Genomic DNA, 19235 nt, shown 5'->3' with positions numbered 1-19235 from the left:
AAGAAGAAAGAACGCCATGACAAGCGCCTCCCTCGCACGCTCCATCGACGCATCGGTCTGCCGCTACGTCGACCTGGACGAGTTCACCGACCTGCTGCCCGCGCAGATCCTGTCGCAGCACGAGTGCGAGCGGGCGGACGGCTTCCGGTTCGGCAGCGACCGGCAGCACTTCGTGGCGGCGCACATCGCGCTGCGGCAGGTGTTGTCCGCGCACACCGGCCTGCCGGCGGATGCGCTGGACTTTGCCGTCGGCGCCTTCGGCAAGCCTTCGCTCCAGGGCCGCCCGCGCACGCAGTTCTCCATGAGCCATTGCCAGGGGCTGGCGCTGATCGCCATCGGCGGGCGCGGGCCGCTGGGGGTCGACGTCGAACTGCTTCGCAAGGTGCCCGACGCCGCCGCATTGGCCGCGCGGCATTTCACGCGGCGCGAGAACGAGGCCCTGTCCGCGCTGCCCGAGCACGAACGCGACCGCGCCTTCCTGACCTGCTGGACCCGCAAGGAGGCCTGCCTGAAGGCGATCGGCGTGGGCATGCTGGTGTCGCCGCAGAGCTTCGAGGTGGGGTTGGAGCCCGATTGCCGCAGCGTCGAGCTCTCGGTGGCCGGGCGCATCCTGTGGCTGGTGCTGGGCGCCGCGCCGCCGCGCATGGACTGCGTCGGCGCGATCGCCGAATGGCGCGAGACCCAGGGCCGCGCGACCGTGAGCGGTCCGATGGCGGAGGCACGCGCATGAACTCCCTCGCGCTCATGTTCGGACCGGCGTCGCGCCAGCTGTTCGGCATCTTCCATCCCGCGGAAGACGCCGGCAGCGCGGAAACCGCCGTGCTGGTCTGCCCGCCCTATGGCGCCGAGGGCCTGCGCACGCACCGCTTCTTCAAGGTGCTGGCCGAGCGCCTGGCGCGCGCCGGCATCGCCACGCTGCGCTTCGACTTCTACGGCACCGGCGATTCACCGGGCGACGAGCGCCAAGGCGAGTTCGAAGGCTGGCGGCGCGACCTGTGCTCGGCGCACGAGGAGCTGCGCCGCCGTGCGCCCGGCGCGCGCATCGTCTGGGTCGGCGCCCGGCTCGGCGCCACCCTGGCGGTGCTGGCCGCGCGCAACGGGCGCTGCGACCCGGTGCGGCTGGTGCTCTGGGAGCCGGTGATCGACGGCCGGCGCTACGCCCGCTTCCTGCGCGAGCAGCACGTGGCGGCCATCGACGCCACCTTCTGCATTCCCGACCTCTCATGGCGCCGCAACCTGCTGCGCGAGCCCGACGCCGTGCCGGAAGAAGCGCTGGGCGCTTCCCTTTCGAGCACGCTGCGCGCGCAGCTCGCGGCGCTCACGCCCGACGCGCTGCAGCTCACCGCGCTGCACGACACGCTGGTGCTGGCGCAGCCAGAAGACGAATACACGGCGCAATGGGCCGCCGAGCAGCAGTCGCGCCACATGCCGGTGCGCCTCGCCTACTTCAAGCACCGTCTCGAGTGGACCGCCGACCCCTATCCCAACAGCGCGATGGTGCCGGCGGACGCGCTCAACCGCCTCCAGGGAGCTCTTCATGAATGACATGACGCAAAGCCCGGTCCGCTTCGGGCAAGGCGAATCGCTGGTGGGCATGCTCACCACGCCGGCTGGCCAGGGCGCCGCCGCGGTGGGCTGCCTGATGCTCAACATGGGCGCCAACCACCGGGTCGGCCCGCGCCGCATCAACGTCAAGCTGGCGCACCTGCTGGCCGCGCGCGGGGTGAGCAGCCTGCGGCTCGACCTGGGCGGCGTGGGCGACAGCGACGCGGCCGACGCCAGCAGCGACCTGCGCACGCGCGCCGTGCAAGACCTGCGCGCAGCCATGGACCTGATCGAGAACAGGCTGGGCATCCGGCAGTTCGTGATCGTCGGCATGTGCTCGGGCGCGGAGCACGCCATGTCGGCCGGCGCGGCGGACACGCGCGTGATCGGCATCTCGATGTTCGACGGCTTCGCCTTCCCCGAGCGCCGCACGCGCTGGGAGCGCACCGTGCGGCGCGCGCTGGCCGCGCCGGTGCACCCGTCGTTCGCTGGCAAGGCGTTGCGCTGGGTCAAGCGCCGGGTGCTGCGCATCCAGACGGGAAACAAGCCGCTGCCGGGCTTCTTCACCGAGGAAAGCTCGCCCGAGGCCACCGCCAACTGGTTCGCCGCCACCATGAAGCAGCTGGCCGAGCGCAAGGTGGCGATGCAGCTGCTGTACTCGGGTTCGCTGCATGTCTGCGACTACGACCGCGACCAGCTCGGCGCCTTCCGCCATGCGCCCTTCGCGCAATCGCTCCAGTACGAATTCATGCGCGAGGTCGACCACACCGTCTGCACCGAGAAGGGACAGCAGCTGTTCCTGCAGTCGGTGGGCGACTGGGTCGCCGAGCGCTGCTTCGGCGCCAGCACCGAGCGGCGCAGCGCAAGCCGCGCCGCGGCAGGCGCCGGGCGCGCCATGCCCACCACCCTGGCCGCTCCCTGAGCCGGCCAAGCCCGACCCACCCCGCACAGAACCGTTCACACCGGCAGTCAAGGAGATAACCATGGACCACATCCATTCCGCCAGGCCCTCACCGGGCATGCGCACGCTCTCAGCCCTCGCCCTGGCGGAATACCGCCTGCGATGGCTGGGCCTGGCCCTGCTGCTTTCCCTGGGGCTGGCGGGCTGCGCGCCGGGCTTCGGCACGCCGGGGCCTCTGAACTACGGAGACGGCAACCAGGGCGGTGGGGACGCGACCGCGTCGGCGGCCGCCGGCAAGATCATTCCGATCACGCCCGACCTGATCCGCACGCAGATCGCGCAGCGGCCCAAGGGCGTGCCCGACTCCATCAAGAGGCTGTTCGCCGAAGCGCCGGTCTACACGATCGGGCCGGGCGACGTGATCAGCATCATCGTCTACGACCATCCGGAACTGCTGCCCAACGCGGGCGCGGTGATCGCGCAGCAGTCGGACCCGACCGGCGTCACCGTGGCGCCCGGCTTCATCGTCGACGCCAAGGGCGAGATCTTCTTTCCGTACATCGGACGCACCAAGGTGCAGGGCCTGACGGAGAGCGGCGCATCGGAACTGGTTGCGCGGCGCATCAAGGCCTTCGTCAAGGAACCGCAGGTGTCGGTGCGCATCCAGTCGTTCCGCAGCCAGCGCGCCTACGTGCAGGGCGAGGTGCGCACGCCCGGGCTTCAGATCTTCACCGACGTGCCGATGACGCTTTCCGAAGCCATCAGCCGCGCCGGCAGCTTCACCCAGCTCGGCGACCGCTCTCATGTCACGCTCACGCGCGGCGGCGTATCGACGCAGATCGACCTGCCGCTGCTGCAGGCGCAGGGCTTCGACGCCAACGGCATTCCGCTGCGCAACGGCGACATCGTGAACGTCGGCACCCGCGAGGACAACCGGGTCTACGTGATGGGCGAAGTGCGGGCGCCGTCGGCGCTGCAGATGCGCCTGAACGGCCGCCTGAGCCTGAACGAGGCGCTGGGCGACGTGGGCGGGCCCGACCTGACGACAGCGGACACCGGCCAGATCTACGTCGTGCGCAACACGCCGGACAACCCCGGCGCGCCGCAGGTGTTCAACCTCAACGCGAGGAACCCGGTGGCGCTCGCGCTGGCCGACCGCTTCGAGCTGCAGCCGCGCGACGTGGTGTACGTCGACCACGTGCCGCTGGCCACGTGGAGCCGCGTGTTCAGCCTGATTCTTCCGTCGGCCCAGGTCATCAACCTGGCCCGCGACACCGCGCGCCGGTAAGCGCCCCACCCCGTCTCCCGCACGAAAAGGTGAACCCCATGAACGCGCGTTGGCAACCTTCGCTTCCCGCTCCGGCGGGCACCCCCATGCCCATGGTCGAGGCTTCCTGGGTCCGGGAATCCCGGTTCCAGGAATACCTGGACATCCTCATCGACAGCCGCTGGCTCATTGCCGGACTCACGGCGCTGGCGCTGCTGGCGGGTGCCTGCTATGCGCTGTTCGGGCCCAGGGTCTACGAGGCCAACATCCTGATCCAGGTGGAAGACTCCGACCGCTCGGGCGGCAACTTCCCCGGTGACGCCACCGGGGGCGCCGGCATCGCCTCGAAGACGCCGGTCGCCGGCGAGACCGAGATCCTGCGCTCGCGCATGGTGCTGGGCCAGGCCATGGAGAACACCAGGCTCTACATCAGCGCCAGGCCGCGCTACATCCCGGTGGTGGGCGAGTTCCTGGCGCGGCATTCGAGCCGGCTGTCTTCGCCGGGCATCTTCGGCATGGGCGACTATGTCTCGGGCACAGAGCGCATCGCCGTTGCGCAGATGGACGTGCCGCCGGCCTTCGAAGGCAAGAAGTTCCTGCTGACGGCGGAGGCCGGCGGCAACTACACGCTGACGAACTCCGGCCTGGAGGCCCCGCTGCAGGGCAAGGTCGGCGTGCCGCTGGACGCCGCCGTGCCGGGCGGCACGCTGCACCTGCTGGTCGGCTCCTTCGAGGCCGAGCCCGGCGGCGCCTTCGAGCTGGTGCGCAATTCCAAGCAGCTCACCCTGCTGGGCCTGCAGAAAGACCTGCGGGTGGTCGAGAAAGGCAAGCAGTCGGGCGTGATGGACGTCAGCATGCAGGCCGAGGACCGCGGCCAGCTGGCCGACGTGCTCAATGAAGTCTCGCGCCTGTACGTGCGCCAGAACATCGACCAGAAGACGGTGCAGGCCGAGCGCGCGCTGGCCTTCCTGGGCACCGAGCTGCCCAAGTTCAAGACCCAGCTGGAGCAGTCGGAAGACAGCTACAACCAGTACCGCAACCAGAACGGCACCATCAGCCTGGACGACGAGGCCCGCAACGCGCTGTCGCAGAACGTCGACCTGCAGGCCAAGCTGCTCGACGCGAAGCAGAAGCGCCTGGACCTGGTGGGCCGCTTCACCGCGGCGCACCCGGCGGTGCAGACGCTCGACTCGCAGATCGCCTCGCTCAAGAAGGAGCTGGGCGCGGTCGACGGGCGCATCCGCCGCATGCCGATGCTGCAGCAGAACTCGCTGCGCATGCAGCGCGACATCAAGGTCAACACCGACCTCTACGCGACGCTGCTGAACAGTTCGCTGCAGATGCGGCTGGCCAAGGAAGGCAAGGTGGCCAACGTGCGCGTGCTCGACCAGGCGCTGCTGCCCGAGAAGCCGGTGCGGCCGAAGGCGCTGATCGTCATGGCGCTGTCGCTGGCGGGCGGGCTCTTCCTGGGCGGGGCCACGGCACTGCTGCGCAAGACGCTGAAGAAGTCGATCGGCAGCCCCGAGGAGATCGAGGCCGTCACCGGGCTCAACGTGTACAGCACCATCGCGCTGAGCACCCAGCAGCGCGTGCTCGACCGCGCCATCCGCGGCGGCAAGCCGGGCGTGAAGGTGCTGGCGGCGCTGCATGTCGAAGACCCGGCGCTGGAGGGGCTGCGCCGCCTTCGCACCGCGCTGAAGTTCGTGATGCTGGGCGCGCCCAACAACCGCGTGCTCATCTCAAGCGCCACCGCGGGCGCGGGCAAGACCTTCGTGTCTTCCAACTTCGCGACGCTGCTGGCGTCGTCGGGCAAGCGCGTGCTGCTGATCGACGCCGACCTGCGCCGCGGCACCCTGAGCGAGGAGTTCGGGTTGCAGCGCAAGGACGGGCTGTCCGACGTGATCACCGGCGGCGTGCCGCTGGACCGCGCCATTCACTACCACGTGCTGCCGCGCCTGGATGTCATGACCTCGGGCACGCTGCACTCCGACCCCGCCGGCATGATGACCAGCGACGTCTTCTCGCAGACGCTGGCCACGCTGTCCAGCCGCTACGACGTGGTGATCGTCGACGCGCCGCCTGCCCTGCTGGCCTCCGAGACCGCAGCGATGGCGCCGAGCATGGGCACGCTGCTGCTGGTGGCCCGCGCCGACCAGAGCGAGAGCGGCGAGCTGCTCGAAAGCGTCAAGCGCCTGGGCCATGTGGGCGCGGCCTTCCACGGCGTGGTGTTCAACGCGGTCGACACCACACGGCGCCACTACCGCGGCTACAGCTACGGCTACTACGACGCCTACAGGCGCGAGTCCGCCGGCGCGCTGAGCTTGAACGATGCCGACACCGTGATGCCCAAGCGGATCGAACCGGAGCACGCGGCATGAGCGTTCTTCGATCCAACACCCCGCCGCAGCCCGCTCACGGCGCGGCCGCCAACACACCCGTCTATGCACCGATCGGCGGTGCCCCGTGGCTGCGCGCGGCCAAGCGCGCGGCAGACATCGCGATGGCGGGCTCGTTCTTCGTCTTCTTCGGCTGGGCCTACGCATTGATATGGCTCGGCGTGCTCATGAGCTCGGGCGGCCCGGCCATCTACATGCAGCCGCGCTACGGCAAGGACGGCAAGGTGTTCCGCTTCCTCAAGTTCCGCTCGATGGTGGCCGACGCAGACGCCGTGCTGGCCCGCCACCTGCGCGAGAACCCCGGCGCGCGTCGCGAATGGGACATGTACCAGAAGCTGGAGCACGACCCGCGCATCACCCGCTTCGGCGCATTCCTGCGCAAGTACAGCATCGACGAGTTCCCGCAGTTCTGGAACGTGCTGCTGGGCGACATGAGCATGGTCGGCCCCCGGCCCTGCATGTTCGCGCAGAAGGAGCTGTACGGGGACTACTGGGACCACTACTGCGCGGTGCGCCCCGGCATCACCGGGCTGTGGCAGATCAGCGGCCGCAACGAGGTGAGCTACCGCAGGCGCGCGGCGATGGATGCGGAGTACGTGTCCACGCTGTCGCTGACGCGGGATCTCGTGATTCTGTTGAAGACCTTCGCGGTAGTTGCCGGGGCGCGTGGCTCGCGCTAGGGCCGCCTTTTCCACCCATGAAAGCATCTATGCGCATCTTCGTAGCCGGACATCGCGGAATGGTTGGCCAGGCGCTGGCGACGCGGCTTGCGCAGGCAGGCCATGAGGTCGTCACGCGCAGCCGTGCCGAACTCGATCTGCTCGACCAGGCGGCGGTCGCCCGCTTCTTCGCGATGGAACCTGTCGACCAGGTGTACCTGGCCGCGGCCCGGGTCGGCGGCATCCATGCCAATGCAAGCTACCCCGCGCAGTTCATCTACGAGAACCTGATGATCGCGGCCAACGTGACGCACCAGGCATTTCTGGCGGGCGTGAAGCGCATGCTGTTCCTCGGTTCCAGCTGCATCTATCCCCGGCTGGCCGGCCAGCCGATGGCCGAAGGCGCGCTGCTCGGCGGACCGCTCGAGCCGACCAACGAGCCCTACGCCATCGCCAAGATCGCCGGCCTCAAGCTCTGCGAGAGCTACAACCGGCAGTACGGCGCCAGCCACGGCATCGACTACCGCAGCGTGATGCCGAGCAACCTCTACGGCCCCGGCGACAACTACCACCCGCAGAACAGCCACGTGGTGCCGGCACTGCTGCAGCGCTTCCACCGCGCCCGGCAGGAACGCGCGCCGCAGGTGGTCGTCTGGGGCAGCGGCCGCGCGCGGCGCGAGTTCCTCTATGTCGATGACATGGCCGACGGCTGCATCGCGGTGATGAACCTTCCGCAAGCCGTTTACGCGCACCACACCACGCCGATGTGCGGCCACATCAACCTCGGCACCGGCGAAGACGTGTCCATCGCCGAGCTGGCTGCACTGGCCCGCGAAGTGACCGGCTACCAGGGCGACATCCGCTACGACACCACCCAGCCCGACGGCGCGCCGCGCAAGCTGCTCGACGTGACGCGCGCCGCCGCCATCGGCTGGCGGCCGACAGTGCCGCTGGCCGAAGGCCTGCGCCGCGCCTATGCCGCCTACCTCTCCACCACCTTGTCCACCGAAGAGATCGAACATGCCTAAACGCGCACTCATCACCGGCATCACGGGCCAGGATGGCTCCTACCTTGCGGAACTGCTGATCGAGAAGGGCTACGAGGTGCACGGCATCAAGCGCCGTACCTCGCAGTTCAACACCGGACGCATCGACCACCTCTACGCCGACGTGCATTCCATCGCGCAGCGCCATCTTCACCTGCACCACGGTGACCTGGCGGACGGCAGCAACCTCACGCGGATCATGCAGGAGGTCCAGCCCGACGAGGTCTACAACCTGGGCGCGCAGAGCCACGTGGCCGTGAGCTTCGAGAGCCCGGAATACACGGCCGACATCAACGCGCTGGGCACGCTGCGGCTGCTCGAGGCGATCCGGCTGCTGGGCCTGCAGTCGAAGACGCGCTTCTACCAGGCCAGCACCAGCGAGCTCTACGGCCTCGTGCAGGAGGGCCGCCAGAGCGAAAGCACGCCCTTCTATCCGCGCAGCCCCTACGGCGCGGCCAAGCTCTACGCCTACTGGATCACCAAGAACTACCGCGAGGCCTACGGCTTCTACGCGTGCAACGGCATCCTCTTCAATCACGAGAGCCCGCGGCGCGGCGAGACCTTCGTGACGCGCAAGGTCACGCGAGGGCTGGCCAACGTGGCGCAAGGTCTGGAGCAGTGCCTCTTTCTCGGCAACATGAACGCACTGCGCGACTGGGGCCACGCCAAGGACTACGTGCGCATGCAATGGCTGATGCTGCAGCAGCCGACGGCGGTCGACTACGTCATCGCCACGGGCATCCAGTACAGCATCCGCGAGTTCGTCACCAAGGCCGCGCGCGAGCTCGGCATCACACTGGTCTTCGAAGGACGCGGACTCGACGAGGTGGCGATTGTCAGCGCGGTGGAAGGCGAAGATGCGCCGGCAGTCTGCGTCGGCGACGTGCTGGTGCGTGTGGATCCGCGCTACTTCCGCCCCTCGGAGGTCGAGACGCTGTGCGGCAACCCGGCCAAGGCGGCGGACGACCTGGGCTGGGTGCCGGAGATCACGCTCGACGAGATGGTGGCCGAGATGGTCGCTTCGGATCTCGGCTTGGCCAAGCGCCGTGCGCTGCTGCAGCGCCACGGGTACCACACGCCCCAGAGCATCGAGGCCTGAGCGCGGAGCCCGCCATGAGAACCCTCACCTTCTGGTCCGGCATCGTCTGCGCCTTCCTGTGCGGGCTGGTCGATCCTGCCTGGGGCTATGCGGCGGTGTTCGTGCTGTCGCTGGTGCAGCTCGCGCTGCTGGGTTCTTCGGGCGGCAGCGTGTTCCTGCTGATCCACTACGCCACCCTGCTGACCTATTTCTCGCTGGCGCCGGCGATGCAGATCGCCAACGACGTGGATTTCTGGGAAACGGGCGTGCTCACCACGTCTTCGCACACGCAGGCGCTGGTTCTGTTGCTGCTGTACATGGCCGGCGTGGAGGCCGCGCGCTTCGGCATGCCCGAATCGCCGGTGCACCGCCCGGGCCTCCACCATGCGCGCGCGGTCGGCGTGGCCCACCCGTTCCTGCTGCTGCTGAGCTGCTCGTTCGCGGCCTTCGCGACGCTCTTCATCCGGCCCGACCTGAACTTCGTGGCCCGCGGCATGCCGGGCGAGGACGACAGCGTTCCCGTCGACTTCATCGTGTACAGCACGCTGCCCAAGCTGGTGGTGCTGATGTGCTTCGTGGCGCTCACGATCCATGCGTTCCGCCGGCGCACGCCGTGGGCCTGGGCCTCGGCGGGGCTGGCGCTGGCGCTGGCGGCGGTGGCGGCCAACCCGGTCAACACGGCGCGGCAGATCCTGCTGATCGGGCTGCTGCCGCTGTTCATCCACGCGCTGGCGCGGCAGAGGCACTGGCGCTGGGCGCTGGCGGGGCTGATCTTCGGCGCCATCGCCGCGCTCGGGCCGGTGCTGAACCTGCTCTCGCGCGGCAGCATGTGGGGCGAAGGGCTAACCACCTTTCCGTTCAGCCAGGACTTCGACGCGATGTTCGTGGTGGCGGGCATCCTGGAGCGCGCGCCCATTCCCGACCTGGGCTGGGGCCGCTACCTGCTGTCGGCTTTCTCGTTCTTCCTGCCGCGCGACCTGAAGATGTTTCCGGATTTCGATCCGCTCGGCTGGTCGGCCATTCTTGGCAATTTCTCGCAGAGCAACCTGTCGCTGCCGCCGTTCACCACCGCCTATTTCGACTTCGGGCTGATGGGGCCGCTGCTGCTGGGCATCGCGATCTCCGCGGGCTTCCGGCTGGTCGACAGGGCGATCGATCCGCATCGCGCGTTGTCGGGCAGCTACCTCTCGGCGCTGGTGCTGCTGTCGGCCTACGTGCCGTTCATGCGCGGTCCGATCCTGGGCTGGGGCCCGTTCGCGACCTCGGGCCTCATCGCCGCGGTGATCGCCGGCGCCCTGAGCGCGCGCAGCCGCCGCATGCGCCGCGTGCGTGCCCTGCCGCCCACGGTGCGCCACGACCTCCCGACTCCGTGAGCAAGCACATGGCCACCTACCTGTTCTACGACACCATCCGCCTCAACCCGAGGTCCGGCGGCGTGCTCAACGTTGCCGAGGTGCTGCTGCGCAACATGCGGCTGTCGCAGGGGGACAGCGTGCAGTCCGTCAGCGAGCGGCATCCACGCCTGTACGAAGCGGCGCGGCGGTTCGGCGTGAGCCGCTTCCTGCTGGAAACGCTGCTCTACAACTTCCACCGCATCCGCGCGCTGCTGACCGGCGAGCGGGTGTACGCGCTGTTCCCGAACTACTTCCTGCCCTTCACGCTGTTCGGGCGCCACGCGGACGCGGTCGTCATCGTTCACGACCTCCAATACAAGGCCTACCCGGCGTACTTCAGCCGGGCAAAGCGCATGTGGCTCGACTGGAGCCTGTGGCGCGTCGCGCACAGCGCGGCCAACGCGGTGTTCATCAGCAAGAGCAGCCTGCATGACTTCGAGCGGCATTTCGCGCGCTGCGCGCATGCCTCGGTGATCTTCAACCCGGTGGACGCGCCGCGCGCGCCCGTCCGTGCTCCTGCGCCGGAAACGGAACAGGCGCAGGAGCGCTACCTGATCGCGGCCTACCACTATTACCCGCACAAGAACTTCAGCGGCATCCTCGCGCTGTTCGAGCGCATGAAGCGCGCGGGCCTGGTCGACTTCCTGGACATCACCGGCAACGGCGCGGCCGAGGTGGAGCGCATGGTCGCCGCGCTGGCGCCCGAGGTGCGCGGCTGCGTGCGCCACCGCGGGCTGGTGTCGCGTGAGGAACTGGTGCGGCTCTACGCGGGCGCCACGGCGTTCATCTCGCTGTCGACCTTCGAGGGCTTCAATCTCTCGGCCGCCGAAGCCGCCACGCTGGGCGTGCCGCTGCTGCTGTCGGACATTCCGGTGCACCGCGAACTGTTCTCGGGCTACGGCTTCTTCGTGGGCAGCGCCTCCTGCGACACCTACCGGCTCGCGCGCTACCTGGCCCGGCACGAGCGCACGCGGCCCGCATGGCTGCACGCCCAGGCCTGCGCGCCGGGCGCGGTGGCCGCGCGCTACCTGGCGCTCAAGCGCGCCGCCGTTCCGCTGGCGAGGGCCGTGCAATGAAAGCGCTCGCCACCCTGCTGCTTCTTTGCGCCACGGCATCGGTTGCGCTGGCACAGCCCGCGCAAACCGCGCAAACTGCCCAACAGGCCGAGGCCCCCGTGCCCGGCTTCGGCGTCATGGTGCACTACCTGCCGGACAAGCAGTCCATCGCGCAGGTCAAGAACTTCGACGTCGAAGCCTTCGCTTCGGGGCTGGCGCAGATGCGTGCGTCGCACCTGATCCTCACGCTGGGCCAGAACAACGGCCAGTACATCTCGCCGAACTCCGCGCTCGAGGTGCTGTGCCCCGGCGCCGCCAGGAACCGCCCGCCACGCGACCTGCCGCTGGAGATAGGCGAGGCATTGCGCGCACGCGGCATCGCGCTGATCCTGTACCTGCCGTTCCGTGCCCCGCAGGCCGACCCCGCGCTCATGGCCTGCCTGGGCGACGTTTCCGAACAGGAGCCGCCGCCGGCGCGCTTCATCGCCGCGTGGTCGAGCGTGATCCGCGACTGGTCGGAGCGCTACGGTCCGCTGGCAAAGGGCTGGTGGTTCGACGGCACCTACAACACGCAGGGCATCTCGGCCGCGGGCTGGGAAACGCTGTGCGACGCCGCGCGCAGCGGCGCGGCCAACCGCTGGCTGGCCTTCAATGCCGGCGAGGGGCAGGCGCGCTTCAGCCTCAAGAGCGCGCCCTGCCAGAACCTCATGGCCGGCGAATACATGCAGCCGCCCGCGCATTTCGCGCCGCCGCCTTCGGAGCTCGTGTTCCACGTGCTCACGCCGCTCACGCCCTCGTGGGGCCGCGAGGCGGCGCCGCGCTTCACCGCGCAGCAGCTGCGCGACTGGATCGGCGAGGCCCGCGTGGCGCGCGGCCTCTTCACGCTCGACATGCCCCTGGACAACAACGGACGCTTCCTGCCCGCCCATGTGGCGCTGGTGAAGAGCGCCACCGCCCGCAAGCCCTGACGCGCCGCATCAACCCTCCACCCATGCTGTCACACATGACCCACACCGCCCTCCCCTTCGTCGTGGTCGAAGACCGCCAGAACCGCACGCTCGCGCTGTGCCGCGAGTCCGCCGCGCTCGCGCAGGAACAACTCGTAGTGCTGTCGGACACCGACGCCGGCCCCGCCTACGAACGCTTTCGCCATGCCTACGTGCACCTGTCGAGCAACTCGCCGGAGTTCGAGCGGATCTGCTTCCGGCGCTACTTCCTGCTCGCGCAATACCTGGCCGCCAACCCCGGCTGCAGCGCCTTCGTGCTGATCGACAGCGACGTGCTGCTGTTCAAGGGCATCGGCGAGCATGTGCGACGCCTTGCCGGCAAGGCGGACTTCTCGGGCTCCTACATCAGCCCCGCCGACGGATGGAACCCCTGCCAGGTCTCGCCGCACGTGAGCTACTGGACCGCCAACGGCCTGCGGCGCTTCGTGGCCTTCGTGCTCGACACCTACACCACGCCATCGGGCCGGCGCAAGCTGCGCGAGATCGCGGCGCGCTTTGCGGCGCGCGGCATCCGCGGCGGCGTGTCCGACATGACGCTGCTCTACCTGTGGGCGCGCGCCAGCGGCAATGACGGCCCGATCAACCGCGTGCTCGAAGGCATGGTGATCGACCACAACATCAACAGCCCGCACAACCACCTGGCGAACGAGTTCCGCTACCGCGGCGGCGCCAAGCGCATCACCTATGCCGACGGCCGGCCGTGGCTCACGTCCGCGGCGGGCGGGCGGACGAACGTGGTGGCGCTGCATTTCCAGGGCAGCGCGAAGATGGCCATGCCGCACGCGCTGCACGGCCGCATGCGCACCGTGGCCGCCGTCACCTACGCGCTGATGGTGGCGCGGCGCGCCAAGAACAAGGCGTTCCGGCTGGCCACGCGGGTGCGCCGCACCCTCGACGCGCTCGGCCTCGCAAACGCCCCGGCCGCCAAGTAGCCCGAACCCGACAGGCCGCGCGCATGAAACCCTTCAGCCCTTCACTCGCATTGCCCGGCGCGCGCATGGCGCGCCTGCTCGGCCTGGGGGCGCTGGTCTCGCGGCTCTACGTCTATCTGTCGGGCTTCGTCGCCATCTTCCTGATGGCGGCCAACGTGTCGCCCGCGCGCTTCGGCGAATACTCGATCTACCAGTCGGTGCTGGAAGTGGCGCTGGTGGTCGGCACGCTGGGCAGCACGCTGCTGTTCTCGCGCAACGCGGCGGCCGTGCCGCCCGGCGTGACGCAGGGCGACGTGGTGCGCACGCTGGCCTTCGGGCTGCCGGTGGCCACGGCGCTGATCGTCGTCATCCTGGCGCTGCAGAGGCTGCCGGTGGCCGACGTGCCCTTCGTGCTGGTGGTGGTCACGCTGGCGGTGTTCTCGTTCAACTGCCTGCGCCTGGCCTACAGCCGCGGCCTCGGCCATGCGGGGCTGCTCAATCTCGAGGCCGGCATCCGCTCGACCATCCTGGTGCTGGGCGTGGGCATCTGCGCCGCGCTGGGCTTCGAGCTGGACGTGGCGCACCTGCTGCTCATCAACCTGTTCGCGTTCGTGGTGGTGTGCGCGGCCATCTGCATCCCGCCCGGCGGCGCGGCGCCGCCGCGGGGGCGGCACGCGCTCGAGCTCGCATCGCAGGCCAGCGCCACGGTGTATTCGCTGCTGACCTTCCTGCTGCGCAAGTCGGACCTGCTGATCGTGGCCTTCTTCATGCCGCTGAGCTACGTGGGCGCCTTCAAGCTCGCGTTCCTGCTGGCGGAGGCGCCGTCGCAGTTCGTGCAAGCCTTCCTGTTCACCAAGACGACGGCCATGATGGACGCCGACCCGGAAAAGCTCGCGGCCTCGAAGCTGCAGCTGGCACGGCATTCGTTCCTGCTGGGCTGCGCGCTGTTCGTCGGGCTGGCGGGGCTGATCACCGTGGCCGCGCCGCTGCTCAAGATGGGCGAGCAGGCGCGCACCATCTTCCTGTGCATTGCGCCGTATTTCCTGCTGCGCACCTACACCATCCATCACGAGATGGTGCTGTCGCTGAAGACCTCCATGGGCTCGCTCGGGCGCTGGGCGCTGCTTGAGGTGGCGCTGCGGCTGCTGTCCTACGGCGCGGTGATCCTGCTGTTCCCGGGCCGGCCGCACTACGTGTTCTTCATCGCCTGCCTGAGCGACTTCGCCTTGTACGAGACGCGCATGCGGCTGCAGTTCGGCTTCTTCCCCATCGTCCGTCTGTTGAGGCGGTCGCCATGAAGATCCTGCTGTACTCGATGAACTTCTCGCCCGAGCTCACCGGCATCGGCAAGTACTCGGGCGAGATGGCGCGCTGGCTGCATGCCAGGGGCCACGAGGTGCGCGTGATTGCCGCGCCACCGTTCTTTCCGCAGTGGTCGGTGTACCGCGGCTACTCGGCCTGGACCTACCGCAAGAGCGACTGGGCCGGCGTGACCGTCTGGCGCACGCCCCTGTGGGTGCCCGCGCGGCCGCGCGCGCTGGCGCGGCTCGGGCATCTGTTCTCCTTCATGCTGTCGAGCTTTCCGGTGCTGCTGGCGCAGTGGCGCTGGAAGCCGGACGTGGTGTTCGTGGTCGAGCCGCCGCTGTTCTGCGCGCCGTCGGCGCTGTTGTTCGCGCGGCTGCGGGGCATCAAGTCGTGGCTGCACATCCAGGACTACGAGGTCGATGCCGCCTTCGGCCTGGGCCACGTGCGCGGCGAACGCGCGCAGCGCTTCGCACGCTCGGCCGAGCGCTGGCTGATGAGCCGCTTCGACCGGGTATCGACCATCTCGGCCGCAATGATCGAGAAGGCCCGCGGCAAGGGCGTGGACGAGAGCCGCGTGGTGCTGTTTCCGAACTGGGTCGACGTGAAGGCCATCCACCCGTTGCCGCGCACGGTCGCGCCCTACGGCTACCGGCCCGCGCTCGGCATTCCCGACGACGCGGTGGTGGTGCTGTACGCGGGCAGCCTCGGCACCAAGCAGGGCATCGAGCTTCTGGCGGAGGCGGCGCGACTGCTGGTGTGCTCCGGCAGCATCCATTTCGTGTTCGCAGGCAGCGGGCCGAGCCGCGAGTCGCTGCACGCCGCCTGCGCCAGCCTGGCCAACGTGCATTTCCTGGAGCTGCAGCCGGCCGAGCGGCTCAACGAATTGCTGAGCATGGCCGACATCCACGTGCTGCCCCAGCGCGCCGACGCCGCCGACCTGGTCATGCCGTCGAAGCTGGGCGGCATGCTCGCCAGCGGCCGTGCCGTGGTCGTGACCGCGCACGCCGGCACCGAGCTGAGCAACGTGGTGAAGGGGCGCGGCATGGTGGTCGAGCCCGGCGACGCCGCCGCGCTGGCCGATGCCATCGAGCAACTCGCCATGTCGCCCGAACTGCGCGAGCAGATGGGTGCGGCCGGCCGCCGGTTCGCCGAGTCCGCGCTCGACGAGGACGCCATCCTGCAGCGCCTGGAGCAGGAACTGCTTCGCTGCGTCGCCGGCTGAGCCGACGCTGTCCACGCCAAGGAGCCCACACCATGCCCCGCGCCAAGATACTCGTGACCGGTGGTGCAGGCTTCATCGGCAGCCACACCTGCGTGGCGCTGATCGAGGCGGGCTACCAGCCGCTCGTGCTCGACACGCTGGTCAACAGCGACGCGCGTTCGCTGCAACGGGTGGGGTGCATCACCGGCCTGCAGCCGCTGCTGCTGCGCTGCGACGTACGCGACGGCGCTGCGCTGGACCGGGTGTTCGCCGAGCATGCGATCGAGGCGGTGGTGCACCTGGCGGGGCTGAAAGCGGTGGGCGAATCGGTGGCCGACCCGCTGGCGTACTACGACGTCAACCTGGCCGGCACGCTGGCACTGGTGCAGGCGATGGGCCGCGCCGGCGTGCGCACCCTGGTGTTCTCGTCGTCGGCCACGGTGTACGGCGACGCGCGGCACTCCCCCATACCGGAGAGCGCCCCGTATGCGGCGGTCAACCCCTACGGCCGCACCAAGGCCATGGTGGAAAACCTGCTGGCCGACCTCGCGCATGCCGATCCGCGCTGGGGCATTGCCTGCCTGCGCTATTTCAACCCGGTCGGCGCGCACGAAAGCGGCCTGCTCGGCGAGCGCCCGCACGGGCCGCCCGCCAACCTCATGCCCTACATCTCGCAGGTGGCTGCGGGCGAGCGCGAATATCTGCTGGTGCATGGCGCCGACTACGAAACCATCGACGGCACCGGCGTGCGCGACTACGTGCACGTGATGGACCTGGCCGAAGGCCATGTGGCGGCACTGCGCCACGCGGCGCGCGAGCCCGGCATCCTCATGACCAACCTGGGCACGGGCCGCGGCGCCTCGGTGCTGGAGGTGGTGTGCGCCTTCGAGCGCGCCAGCGGCCGGCGCATCGCGCTGCGCATCGGCCCGCGCCGGCCCGGCGACGCCCCCGCCTACTGGGCCGACGCACGCAACGCACAGGCCCGCCTGGGCTGGCGCGCGCGCCGCGACCTCGACCAGATGTGCGCGGACAGCTGGCGCTGGCAGGCCGCGAACCCGCACGGTTTCGACGACCCGGTGCCCCCGATGCAGCCGCCATGGCTGGGCGCCGCCGACCTGCAGATCTTTCACGCAACTTCCAACCTCGGACACTCCAATGCCTGACAACGCACACCGCTCCCCAGAAGAGCAGGCCGACGCCCGGAGCGGATATCCGCCGGGCGGCGTCTGCCCTCCCACCCAGCCGCTGTGGCCGGGCTTCCTGACCGGGCAGGAAGGCGCGCCGGTGCGCGTGCTGCTCGTGGACGACGACAGCTTCATGCGCCGGGTGATCGCGCAGGAACTGCTGTCGGACCTGCGAATACAGCTCGAGGGCCAGGGCGGCAGCCTGCGCGACGGCCGCCGGCTGCTGGCCACGCACGAGTTCGACGTGCTCATGGTCGACCTGCGGCTGGGCGACGGCACCGGCTTCGAACTGATCCGCGAGGCCAGCAAGCAGCATCCCGGCTGCGAAATCATCGTGATCTCCGCGCTGGAAGACGAGACGCACGTGATGCATGCCGTCGAACTGGGCGCGACCGGCTACCTGCTGAAGGACGCCTGGCTGCAGAGCTTCGCGCAGGCGGTGCTGCAGGTGGTGAACGGCGGCGCGGCCATCACGCCGCGGCTCGCGCGGCGCCTGCTCTCGCGCCTGAGCGCGCGGCCCGGCAGCCCGCCGCCGGCCGGCGACCCGCCCACGCGAGAGGCCACGCTGACCACGCGCGAGTGCGAGATCCTGCGCTGCGTGGCGCGCGGCCAGGTCACCGAGGAGATCGGCGTGCAGCTGGGCATCTCGGGCCAGACGGTCAACGCGCACATCAAGAACATCTACAAGAAATTGCACGTGCACTCGCGTGCGCAGGCCGTGAGCTACGCGGCTTACTCCGGGCTCATCTGAGCCGGCAACCAAACCATATCGCGCCATCATGAATACCACCTCCACCATCCATCCCGTGGTCCTGTGCGGCGGCAGCGGCACCCGCCTGTGGCCGCTTTCGCGCAAGGCGCTGCCCAAGCAGTTCGCGCCGCTGCTCGGCGGCAAGAGCCTGCTGCACCTCACGCTGGAGCGGCTGTCGGGGCTCAGCCGCGACATCACCTGCATCGCGTCGGAAGACCATCGCTTCCTGGTGAAGGAAACGGTCGAGAGCGCGGGCGTCACGGGCCGGCAGATCCTGGAGCCGGTGGCGCGCAACACGGCCGCGGCCATGGCTTGCGCGGCACTGCTGGCGGAGCCCGGCGACCTGCTGCTGTTCGCGCCGGCCGACCACCACATACCCGACGCGGCGCTGTTCGCGCAGACCGTGCGCGAGGGCGTTCCGGCGGCGCTGGCCGGGCAGATCGTCACCTTCGGCGTGGCGCCCAGCTTTCCCAGCACCGCCTATGGCTACATAGAGGCAGGAACGGAATCGGCCGACGGCCGCAGCCGGGCCGTGGTGCGCTTCGTCGAGAAGCCGACGGCGAGCGTGGCAGAGACGCTGATCCTGCACGGCGGCTATTTCTGGAACGCCGGCATCTTCCTGGTTAGCGCCGGCACGCTGCTCGCCGCGCTGCGCGCGCATGCGCCCGACATACTGCGCGCCTGCGAGCGTGCCGCGGCCGCGGTGTCGGTCGACGGCAGCTTCCTGCGGCTGGAGCCGGAGGCCTTCTCGGCCTGCCGCGCCGACAGCATCGACTACGCGGTGCTCGAGAAGCACAACGACATCGCGGTGGTGAAGTTCGACGGCGGCTGGAGCGACGTCGGCAGCTGGAACGCGGTGGCCAGCCTGCAGATGCCCGATGGCGACGGCAACCGGCTGAGCGGCAAGGCGAGCGCGCTGAACGCGCGCAACACCTTCATCCATGCGCCGCACCGGCCGGTGGTGGCGCTGGGCACCGACGGACTGATCATCGTGGACACGCCCGACGCCGTGCTGGTGGCTGGCGCGGGCTGCGCCGAACAGGTGGCGGACGTGGTGCGCAAGCTCGCGCTCGAAGGCTGCGCCGAGGCCACCGACCACCGCCGCGTGGTGCGGCCCTGGGGCGCCTACGACAGCGTCGACATGGGCGAGCGCTTCCAGGTGAAGCGGCTCACCGTGAAGCCGGGCGCCAAGCTGTCGCTGCAGATGCACCACCACCGCGCCGAGCACTGGATCGTGGTGAAGGGCACGGCCCGCGCCACCTGCAACGGCGAAGTGACGCTGGTGCGCGAGAACGAGTCGATCTACCTGCCCTCGGGCGCCATCCACCGGCTGGAGAACCCGGGCAAGACCATGCTAGAGGTGATCGAGGTGCAGACCGGCGGCTACCTGGGCGAAGACGACATCGTGCGCTTCGACGACACCTACGGGCGCTGCGAGCCGGTGCACACGCTGGCCGACGCGGCGGTGGCGCCGACGGTGTCGTCGGCGGGCTCGGGCGCGGCCGCGGTGCTGCACGCGCCCGTGAACCACTGAG

The 19235-nt window shown here is 69.6% G+C and carries 17 protein-coding genes; all 17 read left to right on the top strand.

Annotated features, from left to right (window positions below; genetic code table 11):
* Positions 1-16 precede the first annotated feature (16 nt).
* The 17 genes from WIX39_RS17465 (at position 17) to WIX39_RS17385 (ending at position 19234) form a co-directional block, all read left to right on the top strand.
* Complete coding sequence (locus tag WIX39_RS17465) at positions 17-730, top strand: 4'-phosphopantetheinyl transferase family protein (protein ID WP_106934504.1); 714 nt, start codon at positions 17-19, stop codon at positions 728-730.
* The gene (locus tag WIX39_RS17460; RefSeq protein WP_106934505.1) at positions 727-1545 is read left to right on the top strand and encodes an alpha/beta fold hydrolase; all 819 of its coding nucleotides are present in this window, start codon (positions 727-729) and stop codon (positions 1543-1545) included. Before WIX39_RS17465 ends, WIX39_RS17460 begins: the two co-directional genes overlap by 4 nt.
* On the top strand, positions 1538-2467 hold the full coding sequence (locus WIX39_RS17455) for an alpha/beta fold hydrolase (protein WP_106934506.1): 930 nt from the start codon (positions 1538-1540) through the stop codon (positions 2465-2467). The genes WIX39_RS17460 and WIX39_RS17455 overlap by 8 nt, the downstream gene beginning before the upstream one ends.
* A 97-nt stretch (positions 2468-2564) precedes the next feature.
* Positions 2565-3734, top strand: coding sequence for a polysaccharide biosynthesis/export family protein (locus WIX39_RS17450; RefSeq protein WP_106934507.1), 1170 nt, complete (start codon positions 2565-2567; stop codon positions 3732-3734).
* Between the two features lie 38 nt (positions 3735-3772).
* Entirely contained in the window at positions 3773-6091 is a 2319-nt protein-coding gene (locus WIX39_RS17445) for a polysaccharide biosynthesis tyrosine autokinase (protein ID WP_106934508.1), read from the top strand.
* On the top strand, positions 6088-6789 hold the full coding sequence (locus WIX39_RS17440; RefSeq protein ID WP_106934509.1) for a sugar transferase: 702 nt from the start codon (positions 6088-6090) through the stop codon (positions 6787-6789). Before WIX39_RS17445 ends, WIX39_RS17440 begins: the two co-directional genes overlap by 4 nt.
* A gap of 29 nt (positions 6790-6818) precedes the next feature.
* Positions 6819-7796: a GDP-L-fucose synthase family protein gene (locus WIX39_RS17435; RefSeq protein ID WP_106934510.1), complete on the top strand. Its 978-nt coding sequence runs from the start codon at positions 6819-6821 to the stop codon at positions 7794-7796.
* Entirely contained in the window at positions 7789-8913 is a 1125-nt protein-coding gene (gene gmd / locus WIX39_RS17430; protein ID WP_106934511.1) for a GDP-mannose 4,6-dehydratase, read from the top strand. The genes WIX39_RS17435 and gmd overlap by 8 nt, the downstream gene beginning before the upstream one ends.
* A 14-nt stretch (positions 8914-8927) precedes the next feature.
* Positions 8928-10265, top strand: a complete 1338-nt coding sequence (locus WIX39_RS17425) for a hypothetical protein (protein ID WP_081268277.1) — start codon at positions 8928-8930, stop codon at positions 10263-10265.
* Positions 10262-11362 (top strand): glycosyltransferase, encoded by a 1101-nt coding sequence (locus tag WIX39_RS17420; RefSeq protein WP_234382585.1) that lies wholly within the window; start codon positions 10262-10264, stop codon positions 11360-11362. The genes WIX39_RS17425 and WIX39_RS17420 overlap by 4 nt, the downstream gene beginning before the upstream one ends.
* A complete protein-coding gene (locus WIX39_RS17415; protein ID WP_234382588.1) occupies positions 11359-12309 on the top strand; it encodes a hypothetical protein in 951 nt (316 codons plus the stop codon). The genes WIX39_RS17420 and WIX39_RS17415 overlap by 4 nt, the downstream gene beginning before the upstream one ends.
* A gap of 35 nt (positions 12310-12344) precedes the next feature.
* Positions 12345-13280 (top strand): hypothetical protein, encoded by a 936-nt coding sequence (locus WIX39_RS17410; protein ID WP_106934512.1) that lies wholly within the window; start codon positions 12345-12347, stop codon positions 13278-13280.
* A 23-nt stretch (positions 13281-13303) separates the two neighbouring features.
* Positions 13304-14557 carry a lipopolysaccharide biosynthesis protein gene (locus WIX39_RS17405; protein ID WP_106934513.1) on the top strand — a complete coding sequence of 418 codons (1254 nt, stop codon included), beginning with the start codon at positions 13304-13306 and terminating at the stop codon, positions 14555-14557.
* Entirely contained in the window at positions 14554-15786 is a 1233-nt protein-coding gene (locus tag WIX39_RS17400) for a glycosyltransferase WbuB (RefSeq protein WP_106934514.1), read from the top strand. Before WIX39_RS17405 ends, WIX39_RS17400 begins: the two co-directional genes overlap by 4 nt.
* A gap of 32 nt (positions 15787-15818) precedes the next feature.
* Complete coding sequence (gene galE, locus WIX39_RS17395) at positions 15819-16928, top strand: UDP-glucose 4-epimerase GalE (protein WP_106934515.1); 1110 nt, start codon at positions 15819-15821, stop codon at positions 16926-16928.
* The gene (locus tag WIX39_RS17390; protein WP_409195465.1) at positions 16921-17700 is read left to right on the top strand and encodes a response regulator transcription factor; all 780 of its coding nucleotides are present in this window, start codon (positions 16921-16923) and stop codon (positions 17698-17700) included. The genes galE and WIX39_RS17390 overlap by 8 nt, the downstream gene beginning before the upstream one ends.
* Before the next feature lie 28 nt (positions 17701-17728).
* Positions 17729-19234, top strand: a complete 1506-nt coding sequence (locus tag WIX39_RS17385; protein ID WP_106934516.1) for a mannose-1-phosphate guanylyltransferase/mannose-6-phosphate isomerase — start codon at positions 17729-17731, stop codon at positions 19232-19234.
* Position 19235 lies beyond the last annotated feature (1 nt).

The organism is Variovorax sp. AB1(2024) (assembly GCF_037482385.2).
Taxonomy (GTDB): Bacteria; Pseudomonadota; Gammaproteobacteria; order Burkholderiales; family Burkholderiaceae_C; genus Variovorax.
The sequence above is the reverse complement of the archived record's forward strand: the minus strand, read 5'-3'. Positions and strand labels throughout refer to the sequence as shown.